19 protein-coding genes and 1 pseudogene are annotated in these 13,320 nt (G+C 57.9%); 8 read left to right on the forward strand and 12 right to left on the reverse strand.

The annotated features are described in order from the left end of the window. Positions 1 to 59: 59 nt before the first annotated feature. The 6 genes from GH659_RS11310 to GH659_RS11335 form a co-directional block, all read right to left on the reverse strand. Positions 60 to 665 carry a hypothetical protein gene (locus GH659_RS11310; RefSeq protein ID WP_153111519.1) on the reverse strand — a complete coding sequence of 202 codons (606 nt, stop codon included), beginning with the start codon at positions 663 to 665 and terminating at the stop codon, positions 60 to 62. Beyond that, positions 662 to 1,132 (reverse strand): hypothetical protein, encoded by a 471-nt coding sequence (locus GH659_RS11315; RefSeq protein WP_153111520.1) that lies wholly within the window; start codon positions 1,130 to 1,132, stop codon positions 662 to 664. Before GH659_RS11315 ends, GH659_RS11310 begins: the two co-directional genes overlap by 4 nt. 37 nt (positions 1,133 to 1,169) lie before the next feature. Continuing rightward, positions 1,170 to 1,970 (reverse strand): hypothetical protein, encoded by an 801-nt coding sequence (locus tag GH659_RS11320; protein WP_153111521.1) that lies wholly within the window; start codon positions 1,968 to 1,970, stop codon positions 1,170 to 1,172. A 134-nt stretch (positions 1,971 to 2,104) separates the two neighbouring features. Beyond that, the gene (locus GH659_RS11325) at positions 2,105 to 2,413 is read right to left on the reverse strand and encodes an Ogr/Delta-like zinc finger protein (protein ID WP_153111522.1); all 309 of its coding nucleotides are present in this window, start codon (positions 2,411 to 2,413) and stop codon (positions 2,105 to 2,107) included. Beyond that, positions 2,410 to 2,991, reverse strand: coding sequence for a hypothetical protein (locus GH659_RS11330; protein ID WP_153111523.1), 582 nt, complete (start codon positions 2,989 to 2,991; stop codon positions 2,410 to 2,412). The genes GH659_RS11325 and GH659_RS11330 overlap by 4 nt, the downstream gene beginning before the upstream one ends. A 20-nt stretch (positions 2,992 to 3,011) precedes the next feature. After that, a complete protein-coding gene (locus GH659_RS11335; protein ID WP_153111524.1) occupies positions 3,012 to 3,212 on the reverse strand; it encodes a hypothetical protein in 201 nt (66 codons plus the stop codon). A 58-nt stretch (positions 3,213 to 3,270) separates the two neighbouring features. Between GH659_RS11335 and GH659_RS11340 the strand changes: the two genes are divergently transcribed. Continuing rightward, on the forward strand, positions 3,271 to 3,660 hold the full coding sequence (locus GH659_RS11340; protein WP_153111525.1) for a helix-turn-helix domain-containing protein: 390 nt from the start codon (positions 3,271 to 3,273) through the stop codon (positions 3,658 to 3,660). A gap of 20 nt (positions 3,661 to 3,680) precedes the next feature. Here the strand turns inward: GH659_RS11340 and GH659_RS11345 are convergent, their stop codons facing one another. From GH659_RS11345 to GH659_RS11355, 3 genes are all read right to left on the reverse strand, one after another. After that, positions 3,681 to 3,920, reverse strand: coding sequence for a hypothetical protein (locus GH659_RS11345; protein WP_153111526.1), 240 nt, complete (start codon positions 3,918 to 3,920; stop codon positions 3,681 to 3,683). Positions 3,921 to 4,164: 244 nt separating this feature from the next. Then, positions 4,165 to 4,707, reverse strand: a complete 543-nt coding sequence (locus tag GH659_RS11350) for a hypothetical protein (protein WP_153111527.1) — start codon at positions 4,705 to 4,707, stop codon at positions 4,165 to 4,167. Continuing rightward, positions 4,697 to 4,885, reverse strand: coding sequence for an Arc family DNA-binding protein (locus GH659_RS11355; protein ID WP_153111528.1), 189 nt, complete (start codon positions 4,883 to 4,885; stop codon positions 4,697 to 4,699). Before GH659_RS11355 ends, GH659_RS11350 begins: the two co-directional genes overlap by 11 nt. 82 nt (positions 4,886 to 4,967) lie before the next feature. Here GH659_RS11355 and GH659_RS11360 point away from each other — a divergent pair, with 82 nt between their 5' ends. The 5 genes from GH659_RS11360 (at position 4,968) to GH659_RS11380 (ending at position 7,248) form a co-directional block, all read left to right on the forward strand. After that, positions 4,968 to 5,222: an Arc family DNA-binding protein gene (locus GH659_RS11360; RefSeq protein ID WP_153111529.1), complete on the forward strand. Its 255-nt coding sequence runs from the start codon at positions 4,968 to 4,970 to the stop codon at positions 5,220 to 5,222. Between the two features lie 187 nt (positions 5,223 to 5,409). Then, positions 5,410 to 6,015, forward strand: coding sequence for a thermonuclease family protein (locus tag GH659_RS11365; protein WP_246167820.1), 606 nt, complete (start codon positions 5,410 to 5,412; stop codon positions 6,013 to 6,015). Beyond that, positions 5,996 to 6,424, forward strand: coding sequence for a hypothetical protein (locus GH659_RS11370; RefSeq protein WP_153111531.1), 429 nt, complete (start codon positions 5,996 to 5,998; stop codon positions 6,422 to 6,424). Before GH659_RS11365 ends, GH659_RS11370 begins: the two co-directional genes overlap by 20 nt. Positions 6,425 to 6,601: 177 nt before the next feature. After that, complete coding sequence (locus GH659_RS11375) at positions 6,602 to 6,784, forward strand: type II toxin-antitoxin system HicA family toxin (RefSeq protein WP_153111532.1); 183 nt, start codon at positions 6,602 to 6,604, stop codon at positions 6,782 to 6,784. A 59-nt stretch (positions 6,785 to 6,843) separates the two neighbouring features. Next, a complete protein-coding gene (locus GH659_RS11380) occupies positions 6,844 to 7,248 on the forward strand; it encodes a type II toxin-antitoxin system HicB family antitoxin (protein WP_153111533.1) in 405 nt (134 codons plus the stop codon). 44 nt (positions 7,249 to 7,292) lie between these two features. Here GH659_RS11380 and GH659_RS11385 read toward each other — a convergent pair whose 3' ends face one another. From GH659_RS11385 to GH659_RS11395, 3 genes and pseudogenes are all read right to left on the reverse strand, one after another. Further along, the gene (locus GH659_RS11385; RefSeq protein ID WP_153111534.1) at positions 7,293 to 8,612 is read right to left on the reverse strand and encodes a phage late control D family protein; all 1,320 of its coding nucleotides are present in this window, start codon (positions 8,610 to 8,612) and stop codon (positions 7,293 to 7,295) included. A gap of 3 nt (positions 8,613 to 8,615) precedes the next feature. Then, a complete protein-coding gene (locus GH659_RS11390; protein WP_246167821.1) occupies positions 8,616 to 9,074 on the reverse strand; it encodes a phage tail protein in 459 nt (152 codons plus the stop codon). A 3-nt stretch (positions 9,075 to 9,077) separates the two neighbouring features. Next, a pseudogene (locus GH659_RS11395) lies at positions 9,078 to 10,646 on the reverse strand (phage tail tape measure protein); the annotation flags it as partial. Positions 10,647 to 10,666: 20 nt separating this feature from the next. Here GH659_RS11395 and GH659_RS11400 point away from each other — a divergent pair. Further along, positions 10,667 to 11,989 (forward strand): terminase large subunit domain-containing protein, encoded by a 1,323-nt coding sequence (locus tag GH659_RS11400; RefSeq protein ID WP_153111535.1) that lies wholly within the window; start codon positions 10,667 to 10,669, stop codon positions 11,987 to 11,989. Further along, positions 11,986 to 12,969: a phage portal protein gene (locus GH659_RS11405; protein ID WP_153111536.1), complete on the forward strand. Its 984-nt coding sequence runs from the start codon at positions 11,986 to 11,988 to the stop codon at positions 12,967 to 12,969. Before GH659_RS11400 ends, GH659_RS11405 begins: the two co-directional genes overlap by 4 nt. The last annotated feature ends 351 nt before the right edge of the window (positions 12,970 to 13,320 follow it).

The following is a 13,320-nucleotide window of genomic DNA, read 5'->3' on the forward strand; positions in this document are numbered from 1 at the left end:
CGTTCGTGATCACCGGCGCCTCAAAAACCGCCGATCTTCTCAGTTCGGTGTATCAACTTTCAATCGCTGGCCTGTGTCAATTTACAACCGCTGGTGACACAGGCGAGCTTGAGGCGTTCCGGTGCTTCCATGACGGCGATCAGCGCCTGTTCGAGTGTCGGCGCATGCCCGGACAGCGAGTGGTCGATCCCTCCGGCCGCGTCGAGCACCGCCGAGGCTGGAGACCATTCGCGCGACCAGGCGTATTGGTATTTGCTTTCGTCCTTGGCGAAACCGGTTTTTCTGATCTTCGCCTCTTCCCCGTCGATGGCCGCCGTCATGGTGTTGTGATCCGTCTCGTACCAGGTCGTTTCGCCGATCCAATCGAACACATGAACGGTCGGTTGATAAGCGAGGGCTGCTTCACTGGCCTCTGGAACCGTTTCAGCGACGCCGACATGCCTGACATAGACGCCCTCTGCGATCAAAAGCGAATATTCCCAATGGAACTTATCGTCATCCCCCCCGCGGATATTGAGAATTACGCCTTTCTTTGGGTGATGTGACATGTAATCGTGACTTTCCAAGTCATAGCCATTCCAAAGCGTGCCGTCGATGTCGTACTCGACGAACATGCCGTAACCGGCGTGAGGCTGCAGGGTCGAGAGGAATTTTTTCGTGCTCATGCTGCCACCTCCATCCCGCGCGCCATTTCATATTCACGAAGTTGTGCCGATCGTGCGCTGACTTGATCACATAGATCTCTATCTGGCGCTCTGCGAGATGCTGTAGCGATCAATTCAAGGGCAATGCGGCAGTTGGCGGTGTCGGCGGTCGAAAACAGGGCAGCGAGGTCAACATTGGTTCCGCCAGCCAGGTTGAGAACCAGATCCCGCAGATGCTTTCCGGTTTGCGTGTCCGCCATGATCTCCCTCCGGTACCGCAAAAACGGGCTCACGTCCTTCTGCTCCTCGAGGACGGCGGCGGCGCTCTCGGCGAGCTGGTTGAAGGTGGTAACGCACTCATGCGCTTCGTCGTTGCGGTTTTTGCCGAAGCATTCGGCGAGCGTGCCGTCGTCGATCAGCTTCTGCACCTTCTGGGCGGCGAGGCACAGCTTCATCACGTTGGTCAGCGTGTAGATGGATAAACACATGGTGATGCTCCTTTCTTAGCGTGGAAAAAATCGGTGGTCAGTTGCGTTTGAATACCCAGCACTTCACGGTGGATGGCTTGGCCGGCACGTTGACGGAGCGCTGGGTGTTATAGATGGCGTGGATGGCCGAATTGACCGGCTTCACGTCGATGAACTTGCGGAAGCGGCTGGTGCGCAGCAGCTTCTTGAGGACGTTGATGTCGGGCAGCTGCTGGCGGCGGTCGGTGGCGACCTGCACCAGGTGGTTGAGGTTGATGGCGATCTCGGTCTCGTTGCGGCTGTGGTTGAGCACCGGCATGTCCGGATCGTCGCCCTCGATGTAGTCGAAGATGTCCCAGAACTCCTGCACCAGCGGGTGATCGGCGTTGATGGCCATCTGGCGCTCGACGGTCATGCAGATGATCTCGCCCTGCACGTAGTCGATCTGCTCGGCATCAAGCGGCACGATCAGGGCAAGGGCGTCGATCTTCTTTTCGTGATCGAAGTAGTTTTCCTGTGAGTACCAGCCGGCGATCTTCTCGATATCGAAGCCACGCGCGGTTCGCAGATAGGCATCGGCGGCGGCGTTGGGCGCCTCCGGCGTTTTCTTGAAGCGGTTGCCCCAGTTCTCGAACAGGTCGGAATACAGCTCCTTGACGTGGATTTCGGCGCCGCACTTGGCAATGCGGCCGCAGCGCAGCACCCACGGATGCTCCTGGTGCGTGTACATCTCTTTCTTGCCGCACGTCGGGCAGACGCCGCCGCGCATCCAGACGGCACCGTCGGCACTGCGCTTTGGCTTGAACGAGTATTCGCGTTCGATGCGGGCGAGCACTTCGCGCTTAATTTCGAGATCCATTGAGACGGCCATTAAGAAAATTTGGGTAAAAAAATCCTGTCGCGCCGGTTTAATCGATTGCCGGTGCGGTGTGTCTTGCTGCTGGGAGTAGGGGGCTTGGCTACGGCCTAAACAACGGCCTCAGCCACAACGGCTCAGCCGGAGGGCGCCATGCGCGGATGGGGGAACGACATGCCAAGCTCCAGTTGAGCGTCGGCCGGCGGCTGGGCGGCCGGGGAACGCGGAGAGAGCGGGATAAACACCTTCGGATTCGGCATCATCGACGGGGCAATGGTGCGCAAGGCAGCGAGCTGGGCAATCCAGGTGTGCGCGCAGTCCGGGTTGTTGCACTGCACCTTGGCTTCGCGCACCGTCTCGGAAAGCTGCTTTGACGAGCGAACGGTGGATTCAGACCCGCAGTGCGGGCAGAGAACACGCCACTGATTGAAATGCACCTGACTCATGCCTCTTGCTCCTTGCTGTAAACCTGCGACAGCCGCGCCTCGGTGACCTTGAGCGCCTTGTTGACGCAGTGCAGGACGTTGCAAAGGGCGACGTGCGTGTGTTCCAGTTCGCCGGCATCAACGCCGTCGAGCATGTCCGCCACGGCGTTCTGAGCTCCGGCGGAAGAATTCACCAGCTCCTTGAACATGACGAGGACGCCGTAATCCTGCGCCTCTGGCTCTGCGGCCCGGCAAACCACGCCGAGCGGGGCGAACCACGTATTGAGCAGGGCCAGACGGCTATCGGTCGGCAAGGCCGCGAGGATCGACGGGATGAAGTTCGGCGGGCAGGGGTTGGTGTCTTTGGTGACATCATCCAGCCAGCGGAAAACGCGGTCGGCGTTCGTCTTGGCGCGGGAAAAGGCGTCCCGGCTTGGCGGGTCGAAGTCGATGCCCGTAACGGCTGGGCCGCCCAGGCGATTGTGCGCTTCAACAATCTGCATGACCGCCGTCTCACGGCTCCAGCCGTTCTGCTTGCGCCACGCCTCGACGGTGTCGCGCAGGGCGCCGGTGAAGGTTTTGTGCGATTCATTCCGCATGCTCGTCTCCGCCCTTGCCGTTAGGATTTCAACGTCAGGCCCGCATCGCGGACAACGATGGGGAGGCCTTTGAGGTAAGCCTGCCGGGCGAGCGCCGAGAGCGTGATATTCAGCTCGCCGGAGAGCCGTTCCGCTTCTTCGCGCTCTTCCGGCATCAGGCGGAGCGATATGGGCTTTTTGGTCCAAAGCCCGTCCGGGTTGCGTTGTCGTTGGCTTTTCATTACAAAGCACCTTTGCACAAAGTGTTACACACACAAATTATAGGGAAGGAATATTCCCATGTCGAGCATTTATGGTGAAGAAATATGCACAATGGGGGGGCGGCTCAGATTCGAGCGTGATCGATTGCGCCTTTCTCAAGCGGCTCTGGCGGTCAAAATTGATACATCTGACCGCACGGTAAAGAAGTACGAGAAGGACGTGACAACGCCCCGCGCCATCGAGCTTTCCCGCATGCGCGAGATCGGCATGGACGTGTGGTACATCCTGACCGGTAGCCGGGGCGCCACTGGCGTTTCGACGCTCGGTGTAAGGGAGAGCTGGCCGGCTTACACCCCGGCTGAACGGCTGGCCGATTTCATCGCGACTCTGACGCTCTCTGACAAAGACGCGACGATGTTGCGCGATCTGGCCCTGCGCCTTGCTGAAGGCAACGCGGCGGCATCGTGAAGAAAAGTTCACCATGATTGTCACCGCTCAAGGCTGGCGCGAGCTTCGAGCACCAGTTGTTCCATCAGTGCGTCGCTGGCGTGCATCTTGTCCACGAAAAGCTCCAACAGGTGGGCGTGCGCGATGGTCGTGGCGTTGATCTCGCCGGGGCCGGTTAAGCCGGCCTGATCGAGCAGATCGACCAGCAGCGAGAGTGCCGCCGTTGTCTTTTTCCGCTCATTGACGGCATCGGCCAAGGCGGTAATGTGTTGGTGGGTCACGATAGGCTCCTTATAAAAACCGAGAAAGGAGCCGAACTGTCGATCAAGCCGATGGTGTGATCCCATGCTTCGGCGGAGGATCGCGCCAGGGCGGAAAAGTGCAGCACCTTCCCCGTCTGACGAATTTTTATTGAAAACGCGCGCATGCTACTATTCGACATGTCGATACCCTTTCATTAGCGTGGATTGGTTTTTGACGTCGGCCCTGAGGTGCGGGAACACCTCAGGGCTTTCTTTTGTCTGGCTACACGCCTTCAAGCGCCAACTGCGATACATCCTTCCCGAGAAATTTCACATCCGGGACTGCTTGACCGAGCACTAGGCTGATTTCGTTCAAATCTGCCAACAGCGCTTTCTGCACGAACGAATCCTTTGTCCTCGCCAAGTCGTTCAGGATCGTGCGCCGCAGCTTCAACAGCTCGATGCCTTCCTTCCGAGAGAGTTGCTTGCGCCCCGCGTAGTGCCATACGAATTCGGCAACGGCCTGTTTCATCGCTTGCGATTTTGGCTGCCCGGACTCCATCACGATCAGCAAAAAGCCGATGGGGTGATAGACCGAAGTGTCGTAATTCTTGCCGTCAGTGGTGGTCAACTTGACCACCACTGAGTGGTCGTCGATGTACGAATTTCGCTCCAAAAGCTTGCTGATCGCCCTGACAGGATCGTCGTATTCAAGCCATTCGCCGATGGCGGCGCGGGTCGCATGCGGAACGCCATCGACCATGACGGTTTGCGACAGGGCAATGTCGCCCCAGACGAATGGTGTTACTTCGGCATTACTGGCCATCAGCTTTCTCCCCGTGACAAAGTTCGCCGCCCCCTTCACGAGTGCGGCTCTCCTCTAAACGAACAGTTATTTCGGCATTCAGGCTCCTGTGGTTATCAATGGCCTTGTGAGCTAACCAGTCCTTCAGTTCTTGTGTGACGCGCAACGCAATTTGCGGCGCGGTTCTTGCGCTTCTCATGTTGCCTCCTTTCTGTAAAGCACGGTGCTACTGTAGTACGGTGCTTTATATAAGTCAAGCACCGTGCTGATATACTTTCCAGATGGCCAGAAACGAACCTCAAGTCAATTTGCGCATGCCGGAGGCGTTGAAAACAGCGCTTGATGCAGCTGCTCTTGAAAACAAACGATCTCTTACTGCTGAGATCGTCGCTCGATTACAGGCATCGTTTGATGCCGAGCAGGCAGACATCTCTGTTACTGACTTAGCGAAACTTCTCGATGCCCAGGAGGCGCGCCTGAAGGCGTGGGCGCTCTCCATCGCCTCCCACACAGGCGGCGATATTTATAAGAAATAGCATCTCAACCGGACGGCATTTAGCACGTCGTCAAAGTGTTACACTTTCCATTTCAACCAAAACGCATAGTTGCGTTGCCATGGAAGGGGGAAGGTGAATGCTGTTCGGATCAGTTCAATGGGTTAAATCAAGCGTGGCCGGTGTTCTCACGGCGGCCGCGTTGCTGTGTGCTGCCTCGGTTTCGGCCATGACAATTCCGTGTCGTGTTGTCGGGGTGACCGACGGCGACACGCTTACTTGTCTGACGGAAGAGAAGCAGCAAATCAAGGTCCGGTTGGCGCAAATTGACGCGCCCGAGAAGGCTCAGCCGTTCGGGCAGCGTTCAAAGCAGGCCCTGTCCGATCTGGTGTTCCAGAAGGACGTGGTTCTGGAAAAGGAAACGACCGACAAATATGGGCGGATGGTCGCCAAGGTTTTGAAGGACGGCAAAGACGTCAATCTTGAGATGGTTCGTCAGGGCATGGCATGGGTGTATGACCAGTACGCGCATGACCGGGAGTACTTCGCCATTCAGCAGGTAGCCAAGTCTTCGAGGGCGGGCCTTTGGTCAGATGTCGATCCGGTGCGGCCGTCCGACTGGCGTCATGGCGGCGGAAGCGCCAGCCTACAAAAAGCTTCAGCAGCGGCCCCAGCGGTTCTCGCCAAGGCAAGCGGCAAGTTCTCCTGCAACGGGAAAAGCTACTGTCGGGAAATGACTTCCTGCGAAGAGGCCCAGTTCTATCTCAACTCGTGCGGGGTTAGCCGGCTTGATCGGGATCGGGACGGGGTGGCTTGTGAAACGCTTTGCCGGTGATAATTTAACTATGAACAAAAACTCTTTTTTCGGATTGCTAGGCGTTGCTGTTTTTCCTTTTTTTATCAAAATGTCTCTTGCCGCGACTCCTGCCGAGCAACTAGCAAAAGATTCCTACGACTTTGTCGATCGAATGGAATCGATGCTCGACGGCTCTATAAAGAGCGGGAGCAAGGAAGATTTCAACCGTTTCACCTATCAGCCGACGGTGTCCATGATGCAAAAATGGCCTAAACTTGGGGAGTCCGTTTCCCATGATAAGTACATTCGTTGTTACTTTGCTGTAACTGCCTTCCGAGTGTATTCCGAAGACCAGTTCAAAGCTGGCGGCAGGTTGCCAAAATCATCCACTATAAGTAAGGATTATTTCGAGCAGAAGAAGCTGTGCAAGGCGGCGCTGCCCAAATAATCGCCGCTTAAAACTTAAGCAGCCCGGCATCTTGTTGATGGCCGGGCTTTTTTTCGCCTTATCCACAGGGTTGTTCAGTTTATTTGTGGGAGCTTGTATTACACACAAACACACAAAAACGTTGATTTGTGTGTTTTGGTGTGTATAATTACACACAAGCAACCGGGAGACGTTAAGATGAATTCGACGAAACTAATCCGGATGCTGGAAGACGATGGATGGCAGCAAATACGCACCACTGGCAGCCACCACCACTTCAAACACGCGACGAAGAAAGGACTTGTGACGGTGCCTCACCCGAAGAAGGACTTGCCAGTCGGTACTGTGAACAGCATCTTGAAACAAGCCGGACTCAAATGAGTCCGGTTTTTTACCAGATGCATCTTGTGAATATTTGATTTTTTTAGTTCGGAGTTTGTATGCAATTACCCATCGCTATTCATAAGGACGATGGGAGCGTCTACGGGGTGACCGTGCCTGATGTGCCGGGATGCTACTCCTGTGGCGACACCGTCGAGGAGGCTATCAGTAACGCGAAAGAGGCGATTTATGCCCATATCGAGACGTTATTGGAGCTTGGAGATAAACCGGAAGTAAAGTGCAGTTCTTTGGAGACTCTTTTAAAGGATCCTGAGTTTTCAGGAGCAATCTGGGGGGTTGTTGATGTGGATCTTTCTCTGCTCGATCCGAAACCGGAGCGCGTAAATATCAGCCTTCCTCGTTTTGTCTTGGCAAAGATTGATGCTTACACAAAGGCAAAGCATGAGACGCGAAGCGGATTTCTTGCCCGTGCCGCGTTGAACGAACTCGCGCATCAGGCCTGATCTTTTCGGTATTACCCAAACCCGCTTCGGCGGGTTTTTTTAAATCACTCCTCTTCAGCCACTTCCGTCGCTTTGATTTCCAGTTCCAGCCCGGTGGTGAATCCGCTGTCGCTGAGGTTGTGGGTGACTTTACTCACGATCCAGTCGGTGCTGTCGATCGCCGGTTTCCAGCCGCTGACGGTGGCGGGCAGTTCGGGGAAGAGTTCGGGGCGGCCGCGTGCCAGGGTGATGGTGAAGGTGGCGACGCCGCGCTGCAGCTTGCGCCATTCCGCCCGGGCGGCGCGCAGGGCGTTGGACTTGTTGGCATAGACGTGGCGCAACGTCTTGATGTTGTCGGCGCTCTGGCTGACTTTCGGCGTCTCGTCCTTCGCTTCGGCTTTGCCGTCGTCGGTGCCTTCCCGGTAGGTGACTTCGCCTTCCTGCCCCAGATTGCGGTCGTTGAACTTGGCCTTGGTGCCGATGTAGGCCGCTTTCGCCGCCTTGTTCTTCTGCATCTTCTTCCACTCGAGCTTCGCGGCCTTGAGCGCGGCGTCGCGGCTTTTGTGGACTTTCTCCAGCGCCTTGTACTGGCCGGTGGTCGGCGTTGATTCAGCGGTCACCGGTTCGTTGTTTTCGGCCGAGTTTTCGTCCTTGCCCCACGTGACTTCGCCCTTTACCGCCAGCTGCACGTCGTTGTAGGTGGCTTTGACGCCGGTGTAGGTTTCCCGGTCGGCGATTGAAAAGTTGTGCTGGTCGCCGGATTCGCGGGTGATGGTGACGGTGGGCAGCACGACGCCACTGGCAGACAGTCCGCCGGCGGCGGGGATGAAGAGGAGCATGCCGTTCTTGACCGTGGCGATCGCGTCGAACTGCTTGGCCAGCCGCGTCATGAGATTGACGGCGCTCTCGTTGGTCTGGTCGATGTGCTCGATGTACTGGCCGGCGAGGGTGGCGTTGATCGCCGGGGTGAGGTCGTTCTCGTCGGCCAGCGTTTCGAGGATGTCGCCGAGGGTGACGTCGTGCCAGGAGCGTTCGCGCTGGGTGGTGAGTCCGGTGCGCAGGTCGGCGCTGCGCCCACGGATGGTCAGCGTGTCCGGCGTGCCGCTGTGGCTCACTTCGTCGATGGTGTAGCTGCCTTTATAGACGAGGCCGCTGTGTTTCCAGCCGATCCAGCAGCGCAGCGTGGCGCCGCGCGCGGGCAGGTCCAGCTTGCCGTCGGTGTCGTCGAGCGAGATGTCGATCTGATCCGCTTCGAATCCCCGGTTGTCGGTCAGCGAGAGGCTGATCAGCCGGCCCTGCAGGGTGTTGGTGATGTCGGTGCCGTCGACGTCGACCGAGTAGATCGGCTGCGGATGGACGAAGTTGGTGAGGTCGGAGAGACTCATGGATTACTTGAGGTTGAGCATCGAGAGGACTTTGTTGGAGAGCTGGCCCATCAGGCTTTTTTCGTCGTCGACGCGGGTGAGTTTGAGGCTGAATTCGATCTTGCGGGCGGCGCCATCAGGGAAGAAAACCGTGTCGGTGCGACTGATCTCCTCGATCACGAAGAGGCCGTAGAAGATTCCGGTGCCCTCGATGAGCGGCCATGCCTTGCCTTCTTCTGCCATGACTTCGAGCATGGCGAGGCTGAGCTTGCCGCCAGTGAGCTCAGGGTAAAGCACGCCGGAGAGGGTGATGGTTTCGTCACCAACGCCGAGAAACTGCCGCGCCGGGCGCTTCCCGATGCGGCTGACGGACGGATGCCGCCAGCTGACCTGCCGCTGCAGCTGCTGATAAGGGACGGTTTTCAGGCCAAAGACGAAGAGGCCGAGGGCCATCATCATGGAGACTTGCGGGAGTCCGTACATGCGTTACTCCGTATCGCGCAGCCGGCTGCGCCTTGAGGCGGCCTTGCGGGCCTCGATGCGCTCGATTTCCTTGGCGACCAAGGCGGCGATAGCTTGCGGGTCGGTGCCGGGGGCTGGGTTGATGGTGATCTGGTAAGTGTTTCCGCCGCCACTGTCGGTAGCGGCTTGGTTTTGGGCGTTGCCGCGAGGCGACTGGCTGACGGGGCGATCGTCAAAGGAGATCGGTTTTTTCTCCGACTCGACCTTCTCTTTGGTTTTTTCAGCGCCGGCCATTTGCTGCCGGATGGTCGAGAACGCTTCGCTGATTGCCGGGCTTTGGGGTAACTCGCCGAACAATCGCTCGATGATGGGGGAGGATTGGATCTGGGGCTGCGACGATAGAGCGGGGAGAGCCGGCGGCAGAAGGACGTCGGTAGGCATATCGACCGCCATCGCGGCGCTGCCCAGCGTCAGTCCGGCGCCGATGCCGGCGAGCTTCTTGGCCATGTTGCCGACGGCGCTGACCGGGCCGTCTTCGCTGCCGGACAGGCCTTGCTCCAAGCCTTGCATGGTGAAGCCGCCGAATTCGGCGAAGACCCTGGATGGGCTGTGGATCCCGAGTTTTTCCTTAAAGAAGCCGGTGACCGAGTCGGCGGCGGCGCCGATCGCGTCCTTGGCGGCTTGGATGCCGGAGACGATGCCGTTAACGAGGCCGTTCATGATCTGGCTGCCGAACTCGGTGAATTTGCCGGGCAGCTCGATGCCGAAGTAGCCCATCACGGCGGCGAAGGCCGAGTAGAACAGCCCGAGCGGGCTCCAATTGACGATCAGCGCGGAGATGCCGCCGATGCCGCCGCTGACGGCTTGCTGGATCTGCGACCAGATGCCGGTGAAAAATGCCTTGATCGGCTCCCAGTTGCGGTAGATCAAGTACGCGCCGACGGCGATGGCTGTGATGGCCAGCCCGATTGGGTTCATGAGCATGGCGCGGCCGACGGCGAAGATGCCGGTTTTGATCACGCCGAAGACGGAGGTGAGCATGGTCCCCATTCCACCTATGCTGATGCCAAGGGTGGTAATGACGAACTTGATCATGGCCAATGGACCGAGGATTGTTCCCGCCACGACAGCCAAACCTCCGAGGCCGACTAAAACAAGCCCTATCACTGAGACAACCTTCATGATGCCGGAAGCAAGGCCGGGGTGTTCTTTTGCCCAAGCTTGCGTGGCCTCGGCCGTTTTGCCAATCCATTCAGTTAATGCATGAAGTTCCGGTGCAATGGATTCGCCAAAAGCAACAAGCGCGTTGGTAAAGGTTCCACTGGCGGCGTCCCACAGGTTTTTGAGCGTGCCGAGTTGTTGATTGACGCGTTCCTGCAGGCTGGCTTGTCCAGCCATTTTTGCCTGCACTTCCTTGTAACCGTCAGCCCCTTTTTCGATCATGACTGTTAGCGCCTGCAGGGTTTCTGCATCGTCGCCGAACATGGTTTTCAGAGCCGACAAGCGCTGCTGTGTGCTGACTCCGCGCAGCTTTTGCAGCTGCTCGTACATCTTGTCCATTCCGCCGAATTCGCCTTTGCCGTTGCTGAAGTCGAGATTTACTCCCGTCCCAGATAAGGCGGAGTTACCGGGCGGGTCTGGTGCAGCGAGTGCGCAATCTGTTGAAGAGCCGGCAGATCGGGGCGACGTGGTATTTCGCCCGTGAGGGGTTGATCGATGCGCTGGAGACGGGAAGGAATCAGATTTTCCTCTCGGCTTCAAAGGCGCAGGCGCATGTGTTCAAGGGGTACATCAAGCAGTTCGCGGCGGATAAGGCGGAGGTGGATCTGCAGGGCGATCCGATTGTGTTGCCGAATGGGGCGACGCTGTATTTTCTTGGGACGAACACGCGGACGGCGCAGTCGTATCACGGCAATTTGTACATGGATGAGTATTTTTGGATTCCGAAGTTTCAGGAGTTCCGGAAGGTGGCGTCGGGCATGGCGATGCATAAGCATTGGCGGCTGACGTATTTTTCGACGCCGTCGGCTTTGGGCCATGAGGCGTATCCGTTCTGGGCGGGGGAGTTGTTCAACCGGAACCGGGCGAAGGCAGATCGGGTGAAGCTGGATGTGTCGCACGAGGCGCTGCGTGATGGGCGGCTTTGTGAGGATGGGCAGTGGCGGCAGATTGTGACGGTGCTCGATGCGATGGCCGGCGGGTGCGATCTGTTCGATATCGATCAGCTGCGGCTGGATTATTCGCCGGATGAGTTCGCGAATCTGTTGATGTGCCAGTTCATCGACGATGGGCAGAGCGTGTTTCCGCTGGCGGAGCTGCAGCGCTGCATGGTCGATTCGTGGGTGGTGTGGGATGACTTCAAGCCGTTTGCGTTGCGCCCGTTGGGCTGGCGGGAGGTTTGGGTCGGGTATGACCCGTCGCATACGGGGGATTCGGCGGCGCTGGTTGTTGTCGCGCCGCCGTTGGTGGCTGGCGGGAAGTTCCGGGTGCTGGATCGCGTCCAGTTCAAGGGGATGGATTTTGAGGAGCAGGCGGCGCGGATCAGGAGGGTCTGCGATTGCTACAACGTTACTTACATCGGGATCGATGCGACGGGGATTGGGCAGGGGGTCTTTCAGTTGGTGCGGCAGTTTTATCCGGCGGCAACGGCGTTTCAGTATTCGCCGGATGTGAAGGTGCGGCTGGTGTTGAAGGCGATGGATGTGATCGGCAAGGGGCGGTTGGAGTTCGATGCGGGCTGGACGGATCTGGCGGCGTCGTTCATTGCGATCAAGAAGACGACGACGCCAAGCGGGCGGCAGATTACGTTTGAGGCGGGGCGCTCGGAGGAGACGAGCCACGCGGATCTGGCGTGGGCGTGCATGCATGCGCTGGCGAATGAGCCGCTGGAGGGCCGGTCGGCCGCGAATAGTTCTTCTATGGAGATTTTTGGATGAGTAATTTTGAGGCGTTTTCGTTCGGTGATCCGGAGTCTGTTCTGGATCGGCGTGAGTTGATCGATTATCTGGAGTGCCCGCGGCTGTCGAAGTGGTATGAGCCGCCGATCTCGATGGATGGGCTGGCGCGGTCTTCGCGGTCGTCGGTGCATCATGCGTCGTCGATGCTGGTGAAGCGGAACATCCTGACGGCGTGCTATGAGCCGCATCCGTTGCTGTCGGTGACGGATTTCACGGCGTTCGTGCATGAGTTCCTGATTTTCGGGAACGCTTACATGGAGCGCCGGGATGCGATGGCGCGCAATCCGATCGCGCTAAAGCCGACGAAGGCGAAGTACACGCGGCGTGGGCTGGATCTGAATTCGTTCTGGTTTGTGCCGCGATGGGATCAGGAGCATGAGTTCCGGCGTGGGTCGGTGTTTCACCTGATGGAGCCGGATGTGAATCAGGATATTTATGGCTTGCCGGAGTACATCCCGGCGTTGCATTCGGCGTGGCTGAATGAGTCGGCGACGTTGTTCCGCCGGAAGTATTACAAGAACGGGAGCCACGCCGGGTTCATTCTGTATATGACGGACGCGGCTCAGAATCCGGACGATGTGGATGCGCTGCGCAAGGCGCTACGGGAGTCGAAGGGACCGGGCAATTTCCGCAATCTGTTCATGTACGCGCCGAACGGGAAAAAGGATGGGATTCAGTTGATTCCGGTGTCGGAGGTGGCGGCTAAAGACGAATTCCTGAACATCAAGAATGTGACGCGCGACGACCAGCTGGCGGCACACCGGGTGCCCCCTCAATTGATGGGGATCATTCCGCACAATACGGGCGGCTTCGGCGATGCGGAGAAGGCGGCCAAGGTGTTCGCGGTGAATGAGATTCTGCCGCTGCAGGAGCGGCTGAAAGAGGTGAATTCGTGGCTGGGCGAGGAGGTGATCCGCTTCCGGCCGTATGAGTTGGCGAAGGAGACTTCGTCGAGCTGACGAGAACAGCGCCACATCAAGCCGCCCAGACCACCCTCGGCGGCATTTTTTTGCCCACCCCTTGTCTAGTGCTTAAAAAATAGGCGGCGAACTCCATCCCAGCTTTCAGCGCGCGGTCGGGACCCCGCCTCGCCCGCCCGCTTTATGGGTAGGAAATCGTGCGCCTGCACAAGCTGCCACGATGCGCAGCAGTAGCTTGGAGCGATTCGACAGATCGCCATGAGTTTTTCATGCGAATCCATGCGGCCTGCGCATGCAGCAGGGGTTTGTACGCATCAACCCACTTCGATTTTACTTTTTCAGATTCGACTTCGGAAAAAGGTAACCTCAGTAATCAATGATTTTTACATT

This window comes from Propionivibrio limicola (genome assembly GCF_009469695.1).
Taxonomy (GTDB): Bacteria; Pseudomonadota; Gammaproteobacteria; order Burkholderiales; family Rhodocyclaceae; genus Propionivibrio; species Propionivibrio limicola.

Coding starts and splice junctions, on each gene's coding strand:
- GH659_RS11350 (WP_153111527.1), bottom strand. CDS start 4,707: ATGGCCAGTAATGCCGAAGTAACACCATTCGTCTGGGGCGACATTGCC.
- GH659_RS11365 (WP_246167820.1), top strand. CDS start 5,410: ATGACAATTCCGTGTCGTGTTGTCGGGGTGACCGACGGCGACACGCTT.
- GH659_RS11320 (WP_153111521.1), bottom strand. CDS start 1,970: ATGGATCTCGAAATTAAGCGCGAAGTGCTCGCCCGCATCGAACGCGAA.
- GH659_RS11310 (WP_153111519.1), bottom strand. CDS start 665: ATGAGCACGAAAAAATTCCTCTCGACCCTGCAGCCTCACGCCGGTTAC.
- GH659_RS11360 (WP_153111529.1), top strand. CDS start 4,968: ATGGCCAGAAACGAACCTCAAGTCAATTTGCGCATGCCGGAGGCGTTG.
- GH659_RS11380 (WP_153111533.1), top strand. CDS start 6,844: ATGCAATTACCCATCGCTATTCATAAGGACGATGGGAGCGTCTACGGG.
- GH659_RS11385 (WP_153111534.1), bottom strand. CDS start 8,612: ATGAGTCTCTCCGACCTCACCAACTTCGTCCATCCGCAGCCGATCTAC.
- GH659_RS11390 (WP_246167821.1), bottom strand. CDS start 9,074: ATGTACGGACTCCCGCAAGTCTCCATGATGATGGCCCTCGGCCTCTTC.
- GH659_RS11375 (WP_153111532.1), top strand. CDS start 6,602: ATGAATTCGACGAAACTAATCCGGATGCTGGAAGACGATGGATGGCAG.
- GH659_RS11340 (WP_153111525.1), top strand. CDS start 3,271: ATGTCGAGCATTTATGGTGAAGAAATATGCACAATGGGGGGGCGGCTC.
- GH659_RS11335 (WP_153111524.1), bottom strand. CDS start 3,212: ATGAAAAGCCAACGACAACGCAACCCGGACGGGCTTTGGACCAAAAAG.
- GH659_RS11315 (WP_153111520.1), bottom strand. CDS start 1,132: ATGTGTTTATCCATCTACACGCTGACCAACGTGATGAAGCTGTGCCTC.
- GH659_RS11325 (WP_153111522.1), bottom strand. CDS start 2,413: ATGAGTCAGGTGCATTTCAATCAGTGGCGTGTTCTCTGCCCGCACTGC.
- GH659_RS11355 (WP_153111528.1), bottom strand. CDS start 4,885: ATGAGAAGCGCAAGAACCGCGCCGCAAATTGCGTTGCGCGTCACACAA.
- GH659_RS11330 (WP_153111523.1), bottom strand. CDS start 2,991: ATGCGGAATGAATCGCACAAAACCTTCACCGGCGCCCTGCGCGACACC.
- GH659_RS11405 (WP_153111536.1), top strand. CDS start 11,986: ATGAGTAATTTTGAGGCGTTTTCGTTCGGTGATCCGGAGTCTGTTCTG.